Here is a 4,725-nt window from a genome sequence, read left to right as displayed (position 1 = left end):
GGTGGGCAGACGAAGCTAAAATCGACTGATTTTCTACTTCTTGCCCTCTCCCTTTCAATTGATATTCTGTAGGTTCTTCTGCGATTGAAAACTCTAAATTTTCTTTGTTCTCTGTTGGTTCCTCAAAAGAAATTTTTAAGTTTTTCCCAAATGCTTTTGCTAATCTCTTTAAGGTATTGATTGATGGATTGGCATTTCCATTTTCAATTTTACTAATATCTCCCTGCGCAATACCGGTCATTTCTGATAACTCTTTTTGTGTAATATCCTTTTCATTTCTTGCACCAATCATCGCTCTTATGATTTGAAATTCAGCATCTAAATTATCCCATTCCATTTTAAATTCCGGATTCGTTAGTTCTTCATTTAATAATTCTCTAAATGTTTTCCCCATATTATAAACCTTCCCTTTCTATAAACTTCGATCTGCGTCTCTTTGCTAACTCAATTTCTGACTTAGGCGTTTTTTGAGTTTTTTTTACAAAAGCATTGGTCATCACTATCTTTTTATCCAGTACAAAAAAGTACAATACTCTCGTTATGTCACTTGCTTGCTTTATTCTCAATTCAAATATCCCGTCATCTAAATGTTTAGAATACGGAGCCCTTAAGTAATTCCCTTTTTCCTCAAGGAGTTCAATTGACTTTAATATCTTAGCTCGCATTTTTATATTCTGATTAAGAATAAAGTCTACAACAGGTTGAATTCCATCAACTTTTTCGTAAAAAATAATTTCAAATTTATCCATAGCTAGCTCCCTTATCTAATTACATTATATAGGCTATAACCTATAAATTCAAGGGCTCAATTTGCAAATAATAAAGATTTGACATCAATATAAAAAAGAAGCCACTGAACGTAGCTTCCCATAAATTCAATTTGAATAGATCTTACCAACTCTACTGTGCTCACTCCGACTGAGATGGCTTGACCATAAAGATATCCGTATCTCTCGGGAGGTAGATAACCTCCGCTTCACCTTTCTTCAATTCGTGTAAAGCTGTCAAAGGAATGGTTTGTTTAAACTTTTTACTTAATAAGTCTCCCCGGTCATTTAAAAAATGAACATCAAAACGCACTTGAGGTTGTTCATTAATATAAGTTCCAGTTTGAGAAAAGTTAACAATTTCTCCTTGCGTTGTTTTACCATATAATAAAAGTTCACCAAAATCTTTATTAGAACGAAATGATTGAAGCGGGTAAAATTCGGTAATAATATCTTGGCTACCAAATGTTTTTAGTAAGAAATTTATAATGAAAATACCCAAAACGGGTGCCCATAACCACGGCGAAAATGGATTGAGAAAACGCCAACCGAAACCATCACTCTGCAAATAATAGGAAAAAACGAAAAAGCCAACCATATAAAGAAGATTAAAAATCAGCCAAAGCCAAATCCAAGGTCGAGGCGATGTCCCATATTCTCCTTTCCCGACAGTAAATGGTGGTTCAAAACTATTTTGATTTAATTTTATGGTAATTTCTTTTCCAGGCTCAAACCTTTTTTCATGTTCCTTAGTATCCACAAGATGAATATAAGTCTTGACTTGACTGCCCACTAAATTCGTAAAGCTTAGCAGTATTTTTTTGGAAGGTTCATCGTCTATCAGTCCATCATGACTCGACGCTAAGACTTCCGCTTGTACCGACTTTCCCTTTCGTTGAACTCTTTTATGTTGCCTCGCTAGTTTTCTAGGTATCGTGATAAACTTCGAAATCGCGTAAGTTTGCACCAACCAAAGAATCACACCCATAGCTAAAAGCGCGGTAGCGACATAAGGTGTTGTCCGAATAATGGGTAAGCTAAGAAAAAACATAGGAAAAACGTACATAAAAAACAAGATTATAATGATGAACAACGCATTATACCCTCTCTTTCTCGATTAGATTACCTTTTGCATCAAATGTTAAATCGTAGTCTTCTCTAACACCCTTCACTTCAGCTTTAAAAACTAAATCCTCGCCACGCCAATGTGTACTGATCATGCTAATTCCAAGTTCTCTATTCATCGTATTGAACTCTCTGTAATCTCCTATTTCTTTCAAGATTTCAATGCCGACATTCCTAATCTTGTTATAATTATCAAAATCAATATCTGATAACAAAATCGCTCCTTCCATAGGATTAACATCTGCACTCAATTTTTCTGGTGAGACCGTCCATGAGCCAATTCCTAAGTTATAATAATATAAATCTACATATTTAGGGTTGTCAGGATTCACAATGTATATATAGATACTACTATCATGAAGTCTAAATCGAGCCTCATAAATATAGAAATCTCTCGTACCTACTAAATCAAATAACTCATCCATCACTTCATCTCGTTTATCAGGATTTAATATTAAGTTATTCTCGTCAAATTTTTTAACTATTTCGATGACTTCTTCTTCTGATAGATAACGTTGAATTCCATGCTCCGAAAGATATCTATGAAAATATGAATTGAGTTCAATAGTAAATTCAAAACCTATTTTATCTTCTGCATCGCTAATAATGTCTAATATAAATACGGGGTCATTACTTTCATCAAAGAAGATATCCTTAAGTTTTTCAAAAAAATTTTTGTCCTCTGTTTCCTCTACATTTAGCTTTTGGGGCTGCGTAGCGAATGTTTCTTCTACTGCTTTTTCAATAGTCTGACAAGAAGTCAACAGCGTCATAAGTCCTATCACTATTCCGACCATTAATTTTCTATTCATTTTTTCGCTCCTTGATTTTTACATTTTACGCAAGTCCAGACCATCACGATTATTTTATTAAATAAATAGACTCTCCCTTTTCCTCTAATCTCCTTCGCTTTCATTCCCTATCTTGTTTTATGCCCATATCGAAATACTATTCACCTTTATTTTATCATCTCTATGCCAGTTTAAAAACTTTTTCGAACCGTACGTAATTTTAAGAGTTAAAGTATTTTGAACCACCGCAATTTTTCTCGTTTCAGTGAATTGCTTACATTCTCTAGTAACTACTAGGTCATTTTTAATGACAACAAAATAACCCGTCTACCCACCGGCAAACGAGCTTATCATTATTTTCTATTCTCCTTTAAAAGTAACGCCATTGTCTCTTAGTTTCTTCACTGTTGTTTTTCCGATTCCCTCAATCGCTAAGACTTCATGTTCAGTTATAGTTTGGAAGTCCTCTAATGTCCGCAACCCCTCTGATAATAGCGAACGAACATATCTGCTATCAATATTCGTAAAGATTCCAGTCCCGGCTAATTTATAAGATTCTCTGTATAAGGCGATCCCATTTGATTTTTCAGCATAATATTGTTCATAATATTCCGGATTAATTTTTTCTAGTGTTTCTTGGAAAGTCCGATATAAAAATACGGAATGCTGAAATAAACTCAATACCTCATTAAAAGCAATCGCAAGTGAGCTTTCTGAATTGAACTGATAAGATTCAAACGGCAACGATTCATAAACCTGGAAACTGTTAAATTTTTCCGTTACGAAAAATTGAGTGATTGTAGGATTAATCTCCCATAACTTCTGAATAATCCGTTCGGCATAATTAAGGTCTCCTTCAAGAATCAAGCTGACTGCCAAGAAAAATAACATTTGATCGTCCTTTTGATACATGGAATCTTTTTTGAAAAAGAGCCGCGCTTTTGAAGGTTGGAAAGATAGAACATAAATCGCCATTAAACTATAACGAACACCCAAATTATCATTCGGATTATATCGTAAGATTTCCCTCGCTGTGTCTTCAGCCTTTCCCAAAAGCAATTGCTCCTTATAAAAATCTAACAATAATCTGCGGGCACGAAAATAAGGACGATTTTCAACTCCCGCATAAGAAGCTTCTTTGATAAATCGACGATGGGTTTTCAAGTATTCTTTTGTCTTTTCTTCAATAGATGTAATGATTCTTATATCATCATAACGTTCAAGACATAAAGCACAATAAATATCTAAGTTGTCTGGTTCCAATTGATTGGCCTCTTCTAATAATGCTAAGCGCTCATCAGCATCATCGCTTTCCATTGCTTCATCCAACAACTCCAACGCTCTGCTAGTATCATCTTCTAGTTCGTCAATCACCCCATCATTAAAACGAGCGACATAATCATTAATCGCCTCATCAATATTTTCATATTCATCCAAATGTTGGTCTAGAAAAACTTCTAACTGTCTAAAAATATTTTCTGTTTCTCGTGACATCAATATCATTCCTTTCCTATCCTTAAATTCAAGTGCTACCTACTTACCTTCTGGGTATATGGGTGAACAACCCATGCCTCGTCCTCTCCAAGAGAAACTCTGATTCGTTGTATGCCGTGAAGACGGGAAGTCATAACGTTAATCTTTGGAATAAGGAGTTTCAATGATTAATCGCAAAACTTTACCAAAATAAACTTGGTCATCATGCTCTAACCCTTAAAATCAATTCAAGCTATCTCTCAACCTCTATCCAATCTACTCCAAATGAATTTTTTGATATTTTGCTAGCAGGAAAGACTCCGATAGCCAAACCATTTTATAATTAAACATCACCATCATGTTGGCTATAAAATTTCATCAGTTTAATCAGTTCCTAGCTCTTATTTTATAAAAACCACTATACTATTTACAAGCAAATCGCTATACAAAACATGATGTATTAAGAAAAATGCCATTCACGACATCTCGTTTTACAATTTTTACTATCTAAAGTAATATACGTTTCCTTCTCCGTCTATATTATCAAAATTTTTATTATACTTGAATAG

Annotated in this window: 5 protein-coding genes; all 5 read right to left on the bottom strand. The window is 34.2% G+C overall.

Features of this window, described 5'->3' with window-relative positions:
- The coding region (locus GSA01S_RS09350) for a helix-turn-helix domain-containing protein (RefSeq protein ID WP_083513294.1) at positions 1 to 394 on the bottom strand (394 nt) is incomplete at its 3' end.
- Between the two features lies 1 nt (position 395).
- Positions 396 to 749: a type II toxin-antitoxin system RelE/ParE family toxin gene (locus GSA01S_RS09345; RefSeq protein ID WP_066126906.1), complete on the bottom strand. Its 354-nt coding sequence runs from the start codon at positions 747 to 749 to the stop codon at positions 396 to 398.
- A 160-nt stretch (positions 750 to 909) separates the two neighbouring features.
- Positions 910 to 1,833 (bottom strand): hypothetical protein, encoded by a 924-nt coding sequence (locus GSA01S_RS09340; RefSeq protein WP_169792694.1) that lies wholly within the window; start codon positions 1,831 to 1,833, stop codon positions 910 to 912.
- A gap of 31 nt (positions 1,834 to 1,864) precedes the next feature.
- The gene (locus tag GSA01S_RS09335; RefSeq protein WP_066126902.1) at positions 1,865 to 2,704 is read right to left on the bottom strand and encodes a hypothetical protein; all 840 of its coding nucleotides are present in this window, start codon (positions 2,702 to 2,704) and stop codon (positions 1,865 to 1,867) included.
- A gap of 339 nt (positions 2,705 to 3,043) precedes the next feature.
- Positions 3,044 to 4,177: a helix-hairpin-helix domain-containing protein gene (locus GSA01S_RS09330; RefSeq protein ID WP_066126900.1), complete on the bottom strand. Its 1,134-nt coding sequence runs from the start codon at positions 4,175 to 4,177 to the stop codon at positions 3,044 to 3,046.
- Positions 4,178 to 4,725 lie beyond the last annotated feature (548 nt).

The organism is Globicatella sanguinis NBRC 15551, assembly GCF_001552295.1.
In the GTDB taxonomy this organism is placed as follows: domain Bacteria; phylum Bacillota; class Bacilli; order Lactobacillales; family Aerococcaceae; genus Globicatella; species Globicatella sanguinis.
Note: the sequence above shows the minus strand (reverse complement) of the source record. Positions and strands in the feature narration are given on the sequence as shown.